The 16266-nt window shown below is 47.5% G+C and carries 17 protein-coding genes; 3 read left to right on the top strand and 14 right to left on the bottom strand.

All coding sequences use genetic code 11. The features are described from left to right. Positions 1-235: 235 nt before the first annotated feature. Positions 236-1225: a CHAP domain-containing protein gene (locus tag G614_RS0109870; protein WP_002587156.1), complete on the bottom strand. Its 990-nt coding sequence runs from the start codon at positions 1223-1225 to the stop codon at positions 236-238. Between the two features lie 458 nt (positions 1226-1683). Between G614_RS0109870 and G614_RS0109865 the strand changes: the two genes are divergently transcribed. Further along, positions 1684-2820: a hypothetical protein gene (locus tag G614_RS0109865; RefSeq protein ID WP_027641818.1), complete on the top strand. Its 1137-nt coding sequence runs from the start codon at positions 1684-1686 to the stop codon at positions 2818-2820. 835 nt (positions 2821-3655) lie between these two features. Here G614_RS0109865 and G614_RS0109860 read toward each other — a convergent pair. The 7 genes from G614_RS0109860 to mobP3 all read right to left on the bottom strand — a co-directional run bounded on the left by G614_RS0109860 (position 3656) and on the right by mobP3 (position 10749). Then, entirely contained in the window at positions 3656-4030 is a 375-nt protein-coding gene (locus tag G614_RS0109860) for a helix-turn-helix domain-containing protein (RefSeq protein ID WP_002587154.1), read from the bottom strand. A gap of 72 nt (positions 4031-4102) precedes the next feature. Beyond that, complete coding sequence (locus G614_RS0109855) at positions 4103-4342, bottom strand: helix-turn-helix domain-containing protein (protein WP_002587153.1); 240 nt, start codon at positions 4340-4342, stop codon at positions 4103-4105. Positions 4343-4490: 148 nt separating this feature from the next. Continuing rightward, the gene (locus G614_RS0109850; protein ID WP_027641817.1) at positions 4491-4787 is read right to left on the bottom strand and encodes a hypothetical protein; all 297 of its coding nucleotides are present in this window, start codon (positions 4785-4787) and stop codon (positions 4491-4493) included. A 45-nt stretch (positions 4788-4832) separates the two neighbouring features. Then, a complete protein-coding gene (locus G614_RS0109845; RefSeq protein WP_002587152.1) occupies positions 4833-5081 on the bottom strand; it encodes a helix-turn-helix domain-containing protein in 249 nt (82 codons plus the stop codon). 31 nt (positions 5082-5112) lie between these two features. Continuing rightward, positions 5113-6930: a VirD4-like conjugal transfer protein, CD1115 family gene (locus G614_RS0109840; RefSeq protein ID WP_027641815.1), complete on the bottom strand. Its 1818-nt coding sequence runs from the start codon at positions 6928-6930 to the stop codon at positions 5113-5115. A gap of 11 nt (positions 6931-6941) precedes the next feature. Beyond that, positions 6942-7880 (bottom strand): DUF3991 and toprim domain-containing protein, encoded by a 939-nt coding sequence (locus G614_RS0109835; RefSeq protein WP_002587150.1) that lies wholly within the window; start codon positions 7878-7880, stop codon positions 6942-6944. Between the two features lie 13 nt (positions 7881-7893). After that, the gene (gene mobP3, locus G614_RS0109830; protein WP_027641814.1) at positions 7894-10749 is read right to left on the bottom strand and encodes a MobP3 family relaxase; all 2856 of its coding nucleotides are present in this window, start codon (positions 10747-10749) and stop codon (positions 7894-7896) included. Positions 10750-11010: 261 nt separating this feature from the next. Here mobP3 and G614_RS0109825 point away from each other — a divergent pair, with 261 nt between their 5' ends. Then, a complete protein-coding gene (locus G614_RS0109825; protein WP_027641813.1) occupies positions 11011-11643 on the top strand; it encodes a PBECR4 domain-containing protein in 633 nt (210 codons plus the stop codon). A 44-nt stretch (positions 11644-11687) separates the two neighbouring features. Here G614_RS0109825 and G614_RS0109820 read toward each other — a convergent pair whose 3' ends face one another. From G614_RS0109820 to G614_RS34340, 5 genes are all read right to left on the bottom strand, one after another. After that, complete coding sequence (locus G614_RS0109820) at positions 11688-11975, bottom strand: hypothetical protein (protein WP_002587147.1); 288 nt, start codon at positions 11973-11975, stop codon at positions 11688-11690. Between the two features lie 84 nt (positions 11976-12059). Beyond that, positions 12060-12473, bottom strand: coding sequence for a ribbon-helix-helix domain-containing protein (locus G614_RS0109815; RefSeq protein ID WP_002587146.1), 414 nt, complete (start codon positions 12471-12473; stop codon positions 12060-12062). A 437-nt stretch (positions 12474-12910) separates the two neighbouring features. Continuing rightward, positions 12911-13177, bottom strand: a complete 267-nt coding sequence (locus G614_RS0109805) for a DUF6103 family protein (RefSeq protein WP_002587145.1) — start codon at positions 13175-13177, stop codon at positions 12911-12913. A gap of 15 nt (positions 13178-13192) precedes the next feature. Continuing rightward, complete coding sequence (locus tag G614_RS0109800) at positions 13193-14008, bottom strand: DUF6329 domain-containing protein (protein WP_242827483.1); 816 nt, start codon at positions 14006-14008, stop codon at positions 13193-13195. 62 nt (positions 14009-14070) lie between these two features. Continuing rightward, positions 14071-15084 carry a C40 family peptidase gene (locus G614_RS34340; protein WP_002587143.1) on the bottom strand — a complete coding sequence of 338 codons (1014 nt, stop codon included), beginning with the start codon at positions 15082-15084 and terminating at the stop codon, positions 14071-14073. A gap of 300 nt (positions 15085-15384) precedes the next feature. On the opposite strand from G614_RS34340, the gene G614_RS0109785 reads away from it, so the two are divergent. Continuing rightward, entirely contained in the window at positions 15385-15720 is a 336-nt protein-coding gene (locus tag G614_RS0109785) for a helix-turn-helix domain-containing protein (protein ID WP_002587142.1), read from the top strand. 25 nt (positions 15721-15745) lie between these two features. On the opposite strand, the gene G614_RS0109780 is transcribed toward G614_RS0109785, so the two are convergent. After that, the gene (locus G614_RS0109780; protein ID WP_002587141.1) at positions 15746-16258 is read right to left on the bottom strand and encodes a gamma-glutamylcyclotransferase family protein; all 513 of its coding nucleotides are present in this window, start codon (positions 16256-16258) and stop codon (positions 15746-15748) included. Positions 16259-16266: the final 8 nt, after the last annotated feature.

Below are 16266 nucleotides of genomic sequence, written 5' to 3'. Positions count from 1 at the left end.
GAGCAAATCTATTTCTAGCATACAGGTTTGCTCCAGTTTTGTATAGGTACGGACTATCTACCGTTTACATATATATAATACTAATGGTTATCATACCACATCCTGTGTCAGACAAGAAAACTCTTGAAATTGCCAATTAGTTCCTGTTTGTATACTGGAAAAGTGACTTGAAACAAACTTAGCTGAAGCGGACAGCATGCCGCATGAAAGCAGCTTGCTGTCCGTCCAGAATTGTTTATCCTCTATAAGCGTTTTCTGTCTTGAAATTTTCTACTATCCGATATCCAGGATCAGGAACGGTAGTATCATACTGGTTCAGGTATACGCCGTCATCATCTACCCAGTAATAGGTGCTGTTGACTTCGGATTTGATATAGCATTCCACGAAAAGGTAGCCATCCGCTCCGAAACAGTAGTCTTTCCCTGCAATAGTCTTCCAAGCACTTACCGAATAAGAATAGCCTTTCTCCACATACCACCAGCGATTGTTGTCGTTATAATCTTTTACCCAGCCCTGAATGTATTTACCGCTAATCCAACCATCAGTGATATGGAACCACGGGTCCCCATCAATCAGAACACGTCCGCTTGCCTGAATACGAGCACCGGTATTCAATGTTTTTACTACAGCGCCGGTTATAGGACTTGTCCGAACATTGACATTAACGCCCTGAACAGTCAGCTGTGCACTGACAGGGATTTCATCAATAGGTTCAAACCCGGAATAAGAGGGTCTTGCAAATGTCACGATTGTATATCCAGTATCATTGCTACGACGAGTTCTTCTGAGCACACCACCTCCATCGGCAATATTACCGCCTGTATTTCCTTCGATTGTCGCATAGCTTCCATCACTATTCCTGCTGATTACTAATCCCACATGATTTACACGCCTGCCGCTGCTGGCGGTAGAAGTTTTGATTAGAATAAAATCACCGGCTTGTCCGGTTGAAAATAGTCTTCCGTTATTGTAGGTATCATAAACTGTTTCCGTAGAAGCTGTTTTTAAGCCGTCACAGAAAATATTGGAAGCACCGCATAGTCTAAATACATCCCATAAATATGTCACACACCAAGGGTATGCATCATCTTCATTTGGCTTTCCGTCCTCCACTTCATGGCCATAATAATGGGTATTAAATTGGACATTATTGCTTCCGGCCGGTTTTTCGGTGATGCCCTCAAACTCTAATGCTTTGTTAATGATTGTATCAATTATTGACATGTTTTGTTCTCCTTTCAATACTGATTTTTTTGTTATAACCGGTTATGCATGTTAATAAGGGAGAACTGGTTGAATTGTAAACAAATAGAATTATATTTTTAAGCTTTATAATACTAATAGTTGTTCTTCTGCAACAAAAGTTATTTTTTTTTAAGAAAAATGACACTCTTTTGACACTTTGTTTTGAAGGAAGAAATGCTATACTAAAATAAAGACAAGAAAGCAGCTGGTAAAGCTCACAGCAGGCAAGAACAAACAGAATGGCGGGCTTACGGTGCTGAACTAGATCATACCGCCTCTCGTGAGGGAACTGGTAGTCATAACCGGGCGGAGATTAACCACCATACAGAAAGAACCCGCTAGCTGGAGGGAAAGAAAATCGTCACGAACCGTAGGAAGTGTATGGATCAGAAGTTTATAGAAGGCTGGTTGACATTTAAGGAAGGGGAATATTGGATATGATGAGATTGAAAAACTTTAAAAGGACAGAGTTTATTATCGTAGTCTTTGTTTTATGTACTGTTAATGTAGGCTGTTCACATATTGACAGGCAAGAGCAAGAACAGAATATAACAAAGACTGAGCAAGAGGAAACCGTTGTCAGCCTGCCGATTCCCTCTACTGAAGATATAGAAATTTCAGAAAAAAACGATACTGGCACACAAAAACAGATAGAAATAGAAAAAATCAAACAATATGCGGAAGAAAATGCAGAAAAGGATCGGAACGCCATTTTAGAGGCGCTTGGCAATGTAGAGGCAGATAACCGTTGTGATAAAGCGGTTCTGTACATAAAAGATAGTTACCCTGATTATTTTTCCAACGATGCGCTGATTAAAGAAAGCATAGAATATGGGCATTATCTGGTATCTGTTTATCAAGATTCTGAAGGTATAGATAATGGACGAGGACGTTATTTCGAAATGGGAAAAATTGTTTCTGAAGTAGCGCAAGATATATATCTAGGAAAAAGAACGTTAATAGACGATACTGTTATAGAAAAAATGCGGGAGCTGGAGAGTCTGCTTCAACAGATGTATGATCAGTATTACGGAGGATACAAGGGAGAGGTGAGTCAGCCTGACGAGAAAATATTGATTTCTAATCACCCCATTTTAAACAAAACACCTTTTTTTGCAGCTAGCCTTGGCGATGTATTAACCTCATCCTATGAAGAATATTCTTCGGCGGAGACGGAAGACGAATATTGGGATTTTTTTGAAGAAGCAGGGATTATTTATGCCACAGGAGAGCCAGAAAAAGAAACGGATTTTTCCTCAAAACGGATTAGAGGTGTGGTTCTTACAACGCCTCAATATGAATTCTGTTGTGGACTAAAGGTTGGGATAAATGTTCAAGACCTAATGGAAATGGATTTAATCTTTAATGAAAGTTCATTAGAAAACATACCAAATTATTCATTTCTAACATTTTTAAAAGAAAAGTTTGACTGTGATGAGGTATATATTGCTACGGAAGCTTTGTCTTATGATGCAACGTATTCAAATCTCATTTATCGACTCTTGGCATTTGTTAAAAATGATAAAGTAATTGCAGTGTCTGTTGATGATACACTGAGTACTTTACAGGAGTAAGTTCTAAAACGGATGATATTTCAAGAATACTGAATACTGCAAACAGTCATTTTCTGCGGCCAGCAAGGCCATATTTGGCGGCCAGCAAGGTATCTCCCTCGGCCACTGACCGTTATGCCACGAAAGGTTCTTTACATGAGTAGCACATGATAGGCTCTCTGCCTTGGCAAATCCGCCGCTGGCACTGGTTTGTCGGCTTTGCCAGAACATCATGTGCGATGGAGGCTCATGTCAAGAACACCGTGGAATAATGATTAGTGGCTAGCCGGATAATATGGCTCACACTGGCCGCCGAATATGGCACAGGTGGCCGTTTTGGCGGGCAATCTGCAAATACGGTCCCTATCACTGATGGCTGGATTAGCGGTAAATGCGTTTAGGGTTGGATAAAAGATTACAATAACAACAACCACTGGCGGTAAGTATTGTTATGATTATTTCAAATCAAATCTATTAGAAAGTGGCTCACCACAAAATAGGTTTTAATAACAGGACATTGAGTTATTATAGCTTTGTCGGCAGAATTGACCTGCCCGAAGCCTAAACGCCGTTCCTATCCGACGTAATCGCGAAACGCCAGATAGGAACGGCAAAATTTTTTACACTTCTATTACTTCTTTATCGCACATTAGCAAATGGGGGATAGCCCAAAATACTATCCCCCTCCATACCATCATTCAAATAGAGAAACTTCTCTCTTTAATCGAATCAAATCCTTCAAAAAGCTTTTTCATAACATTCTCACTAATAAAACTCATCCTACCTCTTATTCTACATTAAATTCCTTTTTCAAGAGAAAGATGTATCGTTCCATCATATCGATACATATCTGTACCTACTTAAGATCTGTCTGCTCTAACACACTCTCTTCTGCATCAAAAATCCATTTAACATGATTTGTTCCATATTTCAATCCCTCTTCTGTTAAACAAATAACTTTTCTATTACGTGTTCCTGAAACATGTTTTAAATAAACAAATCCCTTTTTAGTCAAACCTGAGATAATCGAATTAACCGTTTGTTTCGGCAATGACAATAGCTCACTTAAATCCTGTTGTGAATATTCCTCCTTTGGACGGAGAAGAACGGACCATATACCAATCTCCCCATCCGATATCCCTGATCTATTGGCCGCAATATGATAAAGAGAATTCAACTCTTTGATTTTATTATTGATTATATCAATCTGATTTTTGATTTTATCTTCCATAAAGGCATCCTCCACGCCAAACATCCAAATTCGGATATTTGATATTTAATATAATCTGCGTTTGAATATCTGTCAAGAAAATATACAATTCCTTTTCGTTTTTTTCTTTCTACAAGTGTCTGCTGAAATGCCCAATGCCCGGATGATCCGGATCAGGGTATCTAAGCTGACGCCTCTTTCATTGCTTTCAATCGCCTGCAGGAAGCGGGATGTGATTCCGACCCGTTCAGCAAGCTCGTCCTGTGTCATATTTGCATCAAGGCGGGCCTGTTTGAATACTGGCCCCATGTAAGATAAATCAAGTTTTTTCACTGGCAGTTCACCTCCAACACCATTGTACAGTTCGGGATGAAAGAGGAACGTGCTGAAAGTTCCTGAAAAATACGAACAATATAGTTGTGACAAAAGTAAAAGAATATAGAATTTTTATGAATGGTAAGGTGAAAGAATATATGGTTAATTACTCAAATCCTAAAAGATTTTTTATTCGAAGCAAATTGCGTGCAGGAAAGATATTACCTGAAAGAAAATTTAACATTTGTCTGGCACTGGCCAGCAACACCTTTCTGTCTCTGCTGTTTAAGAGCCGGATATAGCGGATCAATTGTTCGGTTTCCCCATCGTCCGTTTCCTGATCCGGATAAACGACGTAACCGGAGCCGCCCTTTTTAAGAGGGTGGTTCTTTTTTCTTTTTCTGCTGTTAAAAATTCCTTCAGGTGATACCTTCCCTGCATACGACATCATGGCATATGCCATACGCCACCAAGAGGACAGACTTTTCCCCTGGCGGCATTTTTTCTTTTATGGCGGCACCTTCAGGGTATATAGCAGACTGCTCCTGCCACCGTTCTCTCTCCAGCGCTGCTCCTTAGAAAGCAATCCTGCCTGTTCCAGGTCAGCAATGGCACGCTCCACGGTCCTGCGGGAAAGCTGCAGCTCTCTGGCAATGGTCCCGATGGCTGGATAGCACTGATTGTCACGGTTGCACCGGTCTTTCAGGTACATATACACAGTCTTTGCCCGGTGCGGCAAATCCTTGGCATAAATCATCGCAAAGTATCCGATTGCACACACCTCCTGCCTAATCAGTCCGCAGCGGAGGGCGACGCGGACGGTTTCGTTCCATCACCTGTTCCGACGCAGGGGAATGGAGTTGTCCGGTGGAACTGCTGCGGCCGGCTGGAGGGAGCGGCGCCTCGTCTGTCTCATCCGCATCAAAATCATCTCTTCTCCGCAGAATCTCCTGCTCCAGCTCAAACCGGTCCGCATAGGTCACCGGTCGGGCTGCCTGTTCTGCCACTTCATAAGCTTCTCCAAACCGAATCCCCCACTTTAAGAACAAGGGAAGCTGTGTCTGCATGGGACAGTTTCCGGTCTTTGCCAAAATAAAATGCCCCTTCGGCAGCGTTTTCAGTTCATCCGGAGACATGAGCGGGCGACTGATCATCTGCAGGCTCTGGCTGGGATCATTCTTTCCTCTGCTGACGGAACCGGACAAAACGGTTCGATTTCCCAGTGCCTTTGACAGAATCTCTGCACTTTCTGAGTTGGGTGCAAAGCCGCCGAACAAAATGTCCTGACAGTTATCGATGATAATGCTGGAACCCTCTTTCCCATAGTTTTTCTGAAGCTGTGCAAAGCTCTGGATGATGGGAACCATGGAAATCTGGCGGGAACGTCCGGCGGAGAACATCATCTCCATGGATTCTATTTTCGGTATCGTTCCGATTTCATCCGCAAATACCATGACCCGGTTGGGCAGCTTGCCACCATGCTCATCCGCAATGGTGAGCATCTCCCGGTAGAGCTGCTGGAGGAACAAAGACACCATGAAGTACTTTGTGTTATCTTCTTCCGGCAGCACAATGAAGATGGCGGACTTGCTGGTGCAGAAGGTTTCCGTATCCAGCGCACTGTCAAAGCACAGGATCTGCTCCATTTCCGAATCCAGAAAGGCATTGAGCCGGGACATGGTTGTGGAAAGCACCGAAGCCATGGCCTGATCCGCACTGTTTAAAGCGGCGCCTGCAAACCACTTTGCCTTGTGGGTAGGCGGCAGCTTATCCATCAAAAGCTGGAACAGGCTGCGGTTCTTTACCGGCGAGGGAGCCAGCAGATCCTGAATCAGCTTGAACACCGAAATGATATGGCGCTTCTCCGTCGGACAGAACTCTGCAATCAGCAGAATCACCGAAGCCAGCAGACCTTCGGCGGCATCATAGAAGAACGCGTTCTGTCCGTAACTGCTGGCTTCCGCTCCGTCAGAACAGATGATGGTCTTCGCTGTAATCTTGGCATACTTTTCCGCCTTTGCTTTGGCTGCCAGGTTTTCCGGGTGTGCCAGATATTCGTCCATGTACTTGTTCACCAGCGTCAGGATATTGTCCCCATCTGACCTGGTGGGGTTTCGCAGGTCAAGCACAGAAATCTGGTATCCGTAGCAGTCTTTTGCGATTCCTGCATAGTTACGGAACAGATCTCCCTTGGTGTCTGTGCAGAGCCAGCTCATGCCGGAAGCACAGGCATATTCGATGTTGGGATACAAAAAGTTGGCGGTCTTGCCAACGCCCGCCGCACCTATCATCAGACAGTGAATATCACCGCTGTCCACCAAAGCGGTGACGGAGGTTCCCCGTTTTTTATACCCCACCACCAGCCCCTGCTCTGTGGGCAGTGCTTCTCCCCTCCTCCAGCGTTCCGGTTCATATGGCACCTGTTTGTAGGTATCCCGGATTTCCTTTTCTGTGGCAAACCGCGCGGTACCATGCTGGCCATCTCCTACCGTTTTGGATTTAATCCCGTTTAAGGTATAGTAGTTTGCCAGTAAAGACACCCCGCCGATGATGGCGAACATCCCAAGACCGATACAGATAAGAATTACGATTTGCTGTGTCTGCATACTTCCTCCCTTCAAGCCATTTGCATGGTCTTTTTCTGTTCTGTGATCTGCGAAGCAGCCTGCTCCCGCAGTGCCTGCAGATCTTCATTCCAGTCCTTTTGACGTGAAAAAAGCGAGAATACATTTTTGTATCCCCGCTCTGATAAAGTTTTCCCGATCCGTTCCCTGGCCTGAATGCCTGCCTTGTCATGATCGAGGCACAGACCAATCTTTTGTATCTGCGGGTTATCAACTAAGTGTTGGATTAAAGCCTGTTCCGACACACCGCAAAGCGCTACATAACTGTGTTTTTCCCAGTCTTTCTGATACAGGGAAATAAAGGACAGCAGGTCGATGGGCGCTTCAAACACATAAACCGTATCACTCTGGCCGGTAAAGTGAAAGCTGTACTTCGGATCGCATCCGTCCACATTTCCCTTAAACACATCCCCCTGCGTGTAGGTTCCCCGCTTATGGGCATGGCGGGCGACCCCATCTTTATCCACCCCTACGAACACTGCGTTGTGATACTGGCTGTCCTCATAGATCAGCTTTGCCCTGGCAAATGCGGAAACCACGTTTCGATCCAGACAGCGGGTTTTTGTCAGATAGGCAAACACCCGGCGCATATCGGAATGGGCCTTGGGCAGTACAAAGGGTTTCGGCGGTTCCGGCTCACGCTGCTCCCTGGGGCGGTATGGCTGCCCCTGTTCCCCGCCTAACAGCATGGTAACTGCATCCGGGAAGCTTCTGCCATAGAACATCTGCACAAAGTCAATGGCAAGACCGCCCTTCCCGGCGGCATGATCATACCATTCATTCCCCCGCACCGTGATGCTGTGGTCGCTGTCCAGACGCTTCTCCCTGCCGGAACGCAAAAGCCGCTCTCCCTGACGCACAAGAAAATCCTCCAGATCAACCGCGTTGGCCCGCTGTTTCTGATCGTCTGTAAAATAAACATAACCTGACATGATGCACCTCCTGTCAAAAAGTCTGTTGAACGGGTTCTCTGTCATCCCGTTTGTGTCCCTGCGCCTGTTTCTTCTCCGCCAGCTTACGCCTGCGCTTCCGGTCGATGTGGAATGGACTGCCGCCAGCTGCTTTCTGATAGTCCTCCCGGAACAGATTCTCCAGCCGGTGCAGCAGACGGGTGGCTGCCAGAAAAGCAGACGGGTCACGAAACGAGTCCAGATGGTCGAGGAAAAACTGGGCGTAGATATTTCCCTGTGCGGCAGATGCCTGCAAAAACAAGATAGCTTTTTCCCTGTCCCGCGGCACATCCCGACCGCAGAGATACAGCTTTCCCAACAGGTACTGTGCATACTGGTTATTCTGATCCGCTGCTTCCGTAAGCCAGCGGATGGCGGTATCCACATCCTTCGGAATATCCTCTCCGGCCAGATAGAGTTTTCCAAGCTGGTAGGCCGCATACTCGTTTTTCTGTTCTGCCGATTCCATGAACAGACTGACCGCTTTTCTAACATCCTTGGGCACATCTTCTCCTGCCAGAAAAACCTTGCCAAGAGCATACTGGGCATACGCATTCCCGCTGTCAGAAGAAAAAGACAGCCAGCGTATCGCTGCCTCCACATCCTTTGGAATGTCCTCTCCGGCCAGATAGAGCTTGCCAAGCTGATAGGCTGCGTATTCATTGTCCTGTTCTGCCGATTGGGTAAACAGTTCCACCGCCTTTTCCATATCCCGCGGCACATGGATTCCATCACGATAGACTTTTCCCAATGCATACTGGGCAGCGGCATTGCCGCTTTCGGCAGCTTTCGTAATCCATGCAACCGCCTGCTCCGGGTCTCCGGTACCATTTTCCAGCCACAGCTTACCCAGAGCATATTGCGCGTTCACGTTGCCAAGCCTGGCGGCACATTCCCAATAGTGTGCGGCAGCTGTATCGTCTTTTCCCGTACCGGTTCCTGTGTGGAGCATCTGTCCCAGACGATATTGGAGTTTATCATCATGGCTGTCTGCCTCCAGAGAAAAGAATCCCGAAAATGCATTTTGAAAGTGTGCTTCAGCCTGCCCTATATCCCTTTGTGTTCCAATCCCATCCCGGTACATTTTTGCCAGTTCATAATCCGCATAGGGATTTCCCTGCTCCGCCGAACATCTGTAAAGATTGTGCGCCTGCTCATAGCTCTGCTCCTCTCCCTGTCCCCGGTAATACAATCCGGCAAGGGAATATTGCGCGTACTTGTGGTTTGCTGCCACTGCCCTGGAAAACCACTGGGCTGCCTTTTCATAATCCTGTTCGGTTCCCAGACCGGCGGCAAACATCTTGCCGATGCGGTACTGCAGGTAGGGACGCTGTTTTTCTTCTGTATGCTTTTCCTCTTTCAGAAACGCCGCCAGTGCCTTGACATACCATTCCTGCGCACCGGCAGGATCGATCTCCCGCCCCAGCCCGTCTGCCAGCATCCTTCCCAGGTCGTGCATGGCCAGTCCGTTACCGGATTGCGCTTCCAGTACAAAGAGGCGGAAGGCTTCTGCGAAGTCCGGTTCCTGCTCTTTGCTTCCATAAAGATTTTTACGGGCTTCCTTATACCCGTCGTTCCACCATTTCTGACCACGGCTTTTTCCACTTCTGCTCTTTGTATATTCCTGCTCCTGCCATTCCGGTATTGCTTCTTCTGAAAACTCCTGACCGTTTTCCGGCTCTGGCAAATCATCCGACTCTATGAAGGAAGCTGTTTCATCTTCAAAGGTAACCTGATGCCTGCCAAGGTTCATCGCTTCTGCAATTACCATGTTCTTGATGCTCTTAAACTGGGGCTGTCTGGAAAGGAGCGGCAAAGACGGCACCGTGTTTTGATAGGTCAGCAGAATTTCATTCTGCCATTTTCCCCATGCCTGATACAGAGCATCCACCCGGCTGTCCTTCGCCAGCTCATCCACGACTTGGTCAATCAGGTTCTTTACATCCCGCTTGAGATAACCATAGACTTTTTTCCCGCCTGTATTTTGTAACCGCTCTGACAGCTTTATCATCTGCCCCTGGATTTCCGGGTTTACCAGCGTGCCGGAGCGCAGTTCTTTCATCATCTTTCTCATCACATCTGCCGCACCTGTTTTCAATTCGGCGCGTGCCTGATTCTGCTTGTCATAGAGGTGTGCGAAATCCTGACGGAAGATATCGTGTGCCAATTCCGAGCGCATGGCCTCGATGGATTTTTCCGTCAGGTAGCCGTCATTGTCCTTGGCTGAATAAACCATCAGATGCACATGGGGATGATGACCCTCGTTGTGAAAGGCTGCATACCAGCGGAGATTTTCACTGTCAATCCTCATGTGCTTGCAGAGCATGGCCCGCTTGGAACGAAGCAGAGCCATCCACTGCTTTGCGCTGTCATAGCCAAGCCTCGCCGCATCCTCCCGCCGCAGGGAAACCACATGGGTCCATACAGCGCCTTTGTGTTTTGCCACCTCACCCTGCACCTTTGCCAGTACCACTGACTGTCCTGCATCGGTAAAGAGTCCATGCTCACCTACACGCTCCACACGGGGACGGTTCGCAATGTAATCCGCGTAGTTTTCCCGCTTGCCGATCAGGTCGAGGTGCTGTTCCAGCGCACAGGAGATCAGTTCCGAAGCATTCCCGATGGTTGGCTGCAACAAAAAATCCGTGTACTCCAGCATTTCTTTGGCTGCCGGAATATCACGGATGAGCTGACGGATTAGATTTTTTTGATTGATGGTGGCTGGGAGAAGCAGCTTACTTTCATCGACCTTCTCCACACCCTCACGGGTTCCGATATAACGGACATAGTTTTCCAGCTGGGCAGGCGGAGCATCCCGCACATACCGGGAGGTAAAAATTATCTTTGGCATATCATTCCTCCGTTTATATTTTTGTTTTTCTTGACATATTTTTGTGCCCGGCATATAATAATAGTACCAGACAGGCAACGGCGTGTGTCTGTCCAAGCGTTGAAGTATAACAGCGTACCGGAAAGCCTTGTTATACAGAGCTTTCGAGAGGGGTTGTGCAGTGAAACCTCAAACCGGAGTAGGTGTTTTACCGAAAGAAAATGCTCAAAGCAAAGCGCTCTGCAAATGCAGAGCGTTTTTGTTTTATGAAAGGGGATTTCCATGGATCACTTGCAGAAATGCGCATTGGCATTTGAGCACCTGCTCGACATAAACTATCATATTATCATTGGCCGAAAAGGAAAGTCTGTGGAACTAAATATCCTTTTTGATCCCATAGAATTTCATCATCTGATTGGACTTCATAAACTTCGTGATTTACGTGTAGCCAGAGCAAATCGGGAAAAGGTATTTCAGAACTGCCTTTCCGGCACGCTTTCCATACAGGACTTAATGAAAAGCCGACACTTTTCTGAAATTGAAAAGCGAATTCAGCCTTTTGATAAAATCGAAACATTTTTAGACAGCAATCAGCTGGTTTTCCGCTATAACAAAAAACTACAGACGTTTTCGTTGATTGAGGCAGAATACCTTCTTTCTACGCATTTTGAAAATACAGATGTATATATCTTTTTAGATCAACTTTCAGAAGAAAATCAATTTTTCTGCCGTTCCTTTTTTCCGAAAGAAAAGAAAGATTATACGATTGGACAGCCTCAGTTCACTTTACTCTTTAAAGAAAAGATTACGGTCAGTACCGGAGAGAAAATCATTCAGTATGACCGGCTCACTCCGAAAAACAAACCAGCAAGCATACCTCCGCAGGAGATTCCGGAAAAGGGACAAGCAGAATAACCGTACTGGCTGTTCTGCTTGTCCCTTTTTATTACCATCGCTGCTTACAGCACACCCAGCTTTTTTAACAGCTCTACACAGTCTTTTGCTCCCTGCACATAGAGATGCCTGCACTCATGCTCCGCTATCAGATTTATCTTTGCCAGGTAATCCTCCAGCACCTGCTGATCCTCTTTCGAGAGCTGCTTCAGCACATCCGTCCTCTTGCGAGACAGCTCAGATGCATCCTTGTAAAGCTGCTTTTCTTTTTCGCTGCAGCTTTCCTTTCGTTCCCGCAGTGCTTCCTCACTCATCTCCGTAATAACCATTTCATAAATTTCATTCCTGTCCATCGTAGATCACTCCTTTTTCCAATCACAATAAAGCCAATGTCCGGCAACAGTCTATAGCCAATCCCAACAAAATTTTCTCACTATTTATACTTCTCGTTTTTGATATTTGTATGCATCTTCAAACGCAACTGCACCATTGATGTGTCTTACTTCTTCCAGACATTTTAAGTGTAGTTTACCCAAAGCAGCTTCGTCAACATCATGTGTGTACGCAATCACATGAACCAGCTTTGAGAGCTCCACCGCAATCTTAAAATCCATCCGCGCCAGACGGTTCTCGCTGTCCTGCACCGTTCCACTCATCACAGAGGAAAGGGACTGGAGCAGATAGTCCTCTGCTTTCTTTGCGGTAAGGAACCCCAGATAGAACCGCAGGGCTTCCTCAATCAGCTCCGTCCGATTCCGCTGAAGCCCCTCTTTGATATAAGCGTCCGCCAGCTCCACCAGCTGAGTATCCACCCGGATGGAAAACTTGGTTTTATCCGCATTTCCGCTCATCGCATCCTCCTGTTCTGCCGGTTTTTCCTGCAGCCACCTAAAATCTCCCCCTATGTCCTCGCTTTTCTTCCATTCCGCCACCCGTTTCAGGAAAACTAAAATCTGTGGGTGCAGACGAACAGTCCTGCTCGGCTTTGCCGGGCGGTGTGAAGCGGGCGAGGGGGCTTTTCAAAGCCACCCGCCCTTTAACCTGCACACGTTTCGACCCTGCCATTTTCCCCTCAAATCCAGCTTCCATGAGGGTTTCAAACCTCTTTTTGCATCTCTCGGCCACATTGCCCCAACGCTGGCGAAATCCGGTGCAGGGGTACATGGATGCCACCCTGCCCCCGAAAAGCCCACACAGCGGCTCACAGGGGGCAACACGGGGCTGACAGGGTTTTCTCATCTCCCAGCCCTTTGTCTGGGGGCTTTTCTGCCCTTATTCCGACATGGCATCATTCTGCTTCCTCCTGTGCCGTAGCTTCCGCTGCTGGTCGGGGTACCGGTCTGGATGGGCGGCGGGGACGTTCCCTGCCTGCCGCATCCCGGCTCACCTTGTCATCGATGTATTCACGGGTTGCCTGGGGCACATATTTCTCATACAGCTTCTGAATGGTTTCATTCAGCTCATTCTGTAAATCCGCGCTTTTCTTTTCCATGTGGAATGTCAGAGCGTCCAGCTTTTCCGTGTTAAAGGTTACAGTAAGTGTGGTATTTTTCATATCGGGCTTCCTCCTTTACATTTTGATTTCCGTTGGCAGAGCAGACATCCGGGGTGCATACTGTGATAAGAAATCATCAAAAGCCCTCAGGCGGTTCACCGGAATCCCTTCCAGCAAAAACTCCTGTCCATAGCCTCCGCTCCCCAGCTCTATGATTTCTGCATCGAGGATGTCGCTCCACTCCTCCAGCATGCCAGATTCCAAATCCGAAGCCTCCAGCCTTCCCGCCGGAATAAATCCTACATCCCTTGGATGCACCAGATAGGTGTCTGCAGGAATTCCCTGTGCAATCAGCTTACGCAGAGTCTGCTGCGGCTTTTCTTTTTTCTCATATCCCTGGCAAAAATCCAGATAATATGTCACATCAAAGTGACCATCCTCAATGGAAAGGTCGGCCACCTCCGGCCGGCTGCAGAGCAGATCTCCTATCAGCTCCTGCAGGAACGGTCTGTCATACACAGCCAGACCCGTCTGTTCCTCCAGCTCATCAAAGTCCAAGATCCAGTTACCCTCGCTGGTATGACTGGTTCCGTCCTGGATGATAAAGTCTACCGCGTCTGTCAGTTTCTGCTCCAGCTCTGCCAGAACCGGGTAACGAAGTGCTCTGGCCTGCGGCACATAGGCGGCATATCTGGCATAGCAAGAACCATCGCTTTCCACCAAAAGACCGTCTGCCCTGTCTCTACCGGTAACCAGCAGACAGTGATACACACCGTTGCCATCCTGATACATCGTCTTAAGGTTTTCCTTCAGAAAGTCCTGATTCGTCAAAGGATACCGGAGCATTTCCTCAAACTGTGCCGCCGGAATCTCCACGGTTTTCTCTACCACAAAATCCCGGAATGAAAAATCCGGCTTGCGTTCAAATACTGTTTTTATACTGTCTCCCTCCTTTAATTAGATAAACGACCCATAGCATAAAAGTGCTCCCTCCAGTAGTTGGTTTCGATGCTGGTGTACTGAATCGGGGATCCGCAGTGCAGCATTTTTCCTCCGCCCACATAGATCCCCACATGGCTGATGGGGCCGCTGCTCACATAGGTCTTTGTAAAAAACACCAGATCTCCCGGCTGGGCTTCGTCCCTCGGCACTATGGCACATTGATTATAGATGCCGGAAGCCGAGGTACGGGGCAGGTTATAAACGCCTGACTGGGTATAGACCCAGCACACAAAACCGCTGCAGTCGAAGGAAGTCTGGGGTGTAGAGCCGCCCCACACATAGGGATATCCCAGATATTTTTCTGCCTCTGCGATCAAAGCTGCATAGCTGCCGTCCCCTAACGCCTCTCCGGGCGGCAGACCGCTTCCCGGCGAAACCTGCCCGTACTTTGCCAGCACATAGATGCGCTGTGCATTGCTTTTATTTTCTGCAGTCACAGGTTTTCCAAGCAGTATGGCAAGGTTTCCATACACCGTTTCCAGATTTGTAATCGGAACAGCCACCGTATAAGGTTCTTCCTCCTCATCTAGCCGTTCTTCATAAATCACAAAGCAGTCTGCAAAACTCCGGTAGTCGCCGTTGTCCATTCTGGGCTGATCCGCGCCGAAAAACAGAGAGTAAAAAATGGCTTTGACCTGATAGGCATCCACCTCCCCGTCCTCGCTCATGGCGTTGATATCCGCAAGAGCGGCATCCAGATCCACAAAGCTCTCCCTCATTTTTTCAATGTACATCCGGTAGTCTGCTGGGAGCTTAGAAGATAAATAACCGCCGTGAAAGGTCAAATCCACGGCGGCATTGTTGTGACTTGAAGTCCCGGATAAGGCACTTAAAATCACCACGATGATTAAAATAAACGGAGTCAGAACAGCCGCCACCACGGAAGCGGCGGCTGTCCAGGTACGCTTGTCCGTTGCTGCGATAAGGACAGCCTTCGCAGCCAGCACAGCAGCTGATGCTGCCATATGCGGTTCCTCCTTTCAGGGGCGCAAAAAGCTGCCCCCTGCCGGAAGCCTGCTTTTACGCCGGATAAATTTGTTTTCTCTTTTGATTTCGGAAGCATTTCCCTGTCCACAACAGATGCTGCAGACACTGACCGACATAGCACCGGATACTGTCCTGATTCATGCACACCCTCCTGATATCCTCTTTTGGTGTTCTCAATTATACTCTATCAAGGTTATTTTTCAACCTGTATCAATGATGTTTATATTCGATTGAGTGAGATAAACTATCTCTATAGAGGTTGAAAGGATGGTGGCAGCTTGAAAAAACAGTTAAATGTGGAAATCGGGGGACGTATCCGGAAAACCCGCGAGGCACTGGGATATTCCCGTGAAACACTTGCAGAAAAAGCGGACTTAGCCAGCTCCTTTATCGGCACCATCGAGCTTGGTGCGGGCAGCTTCACAGCAGAAACCCTGATAAAACTCTGCAGAGCACTTGGGACTTCTGCTGACTATATCCTCTTTGGCAGGGAAGAACAGGGGGATCTTACCACCATCCATGCCATGCTTTCCGGTCTCGATCCCAGATATCTTCCCTATGTGGAAGAGCTGCTGGGTGCATATGTGAAATCACTTCATCTGTCCGAACAGTAAGCCGCATCTGAAAATGATGCGGCTGTTATTTTTGCTGCTCCCATCCTCCCATGCCGAACATGGACTGCAATCTTGACTGCCTCTGCTCCGCAAACAGCTCCCAGGCATGGTCGATGGCATCTGTCAGCACCTGCACATCCAGCCCCGCTGTTTCGTAGCCCTGCCGGATTACATCGGCATACCAGTCTGATGGCATGCCAAACTCATGCCCTGGTGTCATGATATACACCATTGCAGACACCACCTTTCCATCCAGCTCTACCTCCACGTGCTGTTTGTCATAAAAATGGGGATATCCCTCGTACCGGTCAAGAGAAGCCTCATCCTTTTCCCTGATCTTCCAGAGCAGCACAGGAACAGAACTGCCCTCCTTGGGTTCCACCGTAGCCACTGCGCTGCTGCGACTGCCGCGGAATAACAGTTCAAAGTCTTTCAGTTCACTGGTTGCCACCACTTCCGCCGTGGGACAGCGAAGAGCCATTTGCGGCAGGTTCATGTTGCTGCCATAGGCTACATACAGTGTTGGTTTTTTACTCATAAAATTCT

It is taken from the genome of [Clostridium] clostridioforme AGR2157 (assembly GCF_000424325.1).
GTDB lineage: Bacteria > Bacillota > Clostridia > Lachnospirales > Lachnospiraceae > Enterocloster > Enterocloster clostridioformis_A.
The sequence above is the reverse complement of the archived record's forward strand: the minus strand, read 5'-3'. Positions and strand labels throughout refer to the sequence as shown.

What these genes read in the sequence shown, in the direction of transcription:
- G614_RS0109870 (WP_002587156.1), bottom strand. Translation starts at nt 1,225, where the DNA reads ATGTCAATAATTGATACAATCATTAACAAAGCATTAGAGTTTGAGGGC.
- G614_RS0109865 (WP_027641818.1), top strand. Translation starts at nt 1,684, where the DNA reads ATGATGAGATTGAAAAACTTTAAAAGGACAGAGTTTATTATCGTAGTC.
- G614_RS0109860 (WP_002587154.1), bottom strand. Translation starts at nt 4,030, where the DNA reads ATGGAAGATAAAATCAAAAATCAGATTGATATAATCAATAATAAAATC.
- G614_RS0109850 (WP_027641817.1), bottom strand. Translation starts at nt 4,787, where the DNA reads ATGGCATATGCCATGATGTCGTATGCAGGGAAGGTATCACCTGAAGGA.
- G614_RS0109845 (WP_002587152.1), bottom strand. Translation starts at nt 5,081, where the DNA reads ATGATTTATGCCAAGGATTTGCCGCACCGGGCAAAGACTGTGTATATG.
- G614_RS0109840 (WP_027641815.1), bottom strand. Translation starts at nt 6,930, where the DNA reads ATGCAGACACAGCAAATCGTAATTCTTATCTGTATCGGTCTTGGGATG.
- G614_RS0109835 (WP_002587150.1), bottom strand. Translation starts at nt 7,880, where the DNA reads ATGTCAGGTTATGTTTATTTTACAGACGATCAGAAACAGCGGGCCAAC.
- mobP3 (WP_027641814.1), bottom strand. Translation starts at nt 10,749, where the DNA reads ATGCCAAAGATAATTTTTACCTCCCGGTATGTGCGGGATGCTCCGCCT.
- G614_RS0109825 (WP_027641813.1), top strand. Translation starts at nt 11,011, where the DNA reads ATGGATCACTTGCAGAAATGCGCATTGGCATTTGAGCACCTGCTCGAC.
- G614_RS0109820 (WP_002587147.1), bottom strand. Translation starts at nt 11,975, where the DNA reads ATGGACAGGAATGAAATTTATGAAATGGTTATTACGGAGATGAGTGAG.
- G614_RS0109815 (WP_002587146.1), bottom strand. Translation starts at nt 12,473, where the DNA reads ATGAGCGGAAATGCGGATAAAACCAAGTTTTCCATCCGGGTGGATACT.
- G614_RS0109805 (WP_002587145.1), bottom strand. Translation starts at nt 13,177, where the DNA reads ATGAAAAATACCACACTTACTGTAACCTTTAACACGGAAAAGCTGGAC.
- G614_RS34340 (WP_002587143.1), bottom strand. Translation starts at nt 15,084, where the DNA reads ATGGCAGCATCAGCTGCTGTGCTGGCTGCGAAGGCTGTCCTTATCGCA.
- G614_RS0109780 (WP_002587141.1), bottom strand. Translation starts at nt 16,258, where the DNA reads ATGAGTAAAAAACCAACACTGTATGTAGCCTATGGCAGCAACATGAAC.